Source organism: Mycobacterium sp. E3247, from assembly GCF_001667785.1.
Lineage (GTDB): Bacteria > Actinomycetota > Actinomycetes > Mycobacteriales > Mycobacteriaceae > Mycobacterium.
In genome coordinates this window covers 1-1,090 of sequence record NZ_LZJG01000450.1, presented here as the reverse complement: position 1 = coordinate 1,090, position 1,090 = coordinate 1, and the positions used below count along the sequence as shown (strand labels likewise).

Sequence of the window (1,090 nt, the reverse complement as noted above, 5' to 3'; positions counted from 1 at the left end):
GTGATCAACTGCAACCTGCAGCGGCTCGACGGCCCGGTGCGCGGCAACGGCAAGATCATCCAGGAGCTGGAGTCGTTCTTCCGCGGGGCGGGCTGGAACGTCATCAAGGTGGTGTGGGGCCGCGAGTGGGACGCCCTGCTGCACGCCGACCGCGACGGCGCGCTGGTCAACCTGATGAACACCACCCCCGACGGTGACTACCAGACGTACAAGGCCAACGACGGCGCCTACGTGCGCGACCACTTCTTCGGCCGCGACCCGCGCACCAAGGCGCTGGTCGAGAACATGACCGACGCCGAGATCTGGAACCTCAAGCGCGGCGGCCACGACTACCGCAAGGTGTACGCCGCCTACCGGGCCGCCATCGACCACAAGGGCCAGCCGACGGTGATCCTGGCCAAGACCATCAAGGGCTACTCGCTGGGTGCGCACTTCCAGGGCCGCAACGCCACCCATCAGATGAAAAAGCTTGCGCTGGAAGACCTTAAGCACTTCCGGGACTCCATGCGGATCCCGATCAGCGATGCGCAGCTGGACGAGAATCCCTACCTGCCGCCCTACTACCACCCCGGTCCGGACGCGCCGGAGATCCGCTACATGCTCGACCGTCGCCGCACCCTCGGCGGCTTCCTGCCCGAGCGCCGCACCAAGGCCAAGGCGCTCAAGCTTCCCCCGCGTGACATCTACGCCCCGCTGAAGAAGGGGTCGGGCACCCAGGAGGTCGCCACCACCATGGCGACGGTGCGGACCTTCAAGGAAGTGTTGCGGGACAAGGAGGTTGGCCCGCGAATCGTGCCAATCATCCCCGACGAGGCGCGCACGTTCGGCATGGACTCGTGGTTCCCGTCGCTGAAGATCTACAACCGCCTGGGCCAGCTGTACACCGCCGTGGACGCCGAGCTGATGCTGGCCTACAAGGAGAGCGCAACCGGGCACATCCTGCACGAGGGCATCAGCGAGGCGGGGTCGGTGGGCTCGTTCATCGCGGCCGGCACCTCGTATGCCACCCACAACGAGCCGATGATCCCGATCTACATCTTCTATTCGATGTTCGGCTTCCAGCGCACCGGCGACGGCCTGTGGGCCGCCG

At 66.2% G+C, this 1,090-nt stretch carries 1 pseudogene; it reads left to right on the top strand.

The features are described 5' to 3' along the window. Positions 1 to 1,090, top strand: a pseudogene (locus tag A9X04_RS22450) (pyruvate dehydrogenase (acetyl-transferring), homodimeric type); the annotation flags it as partial.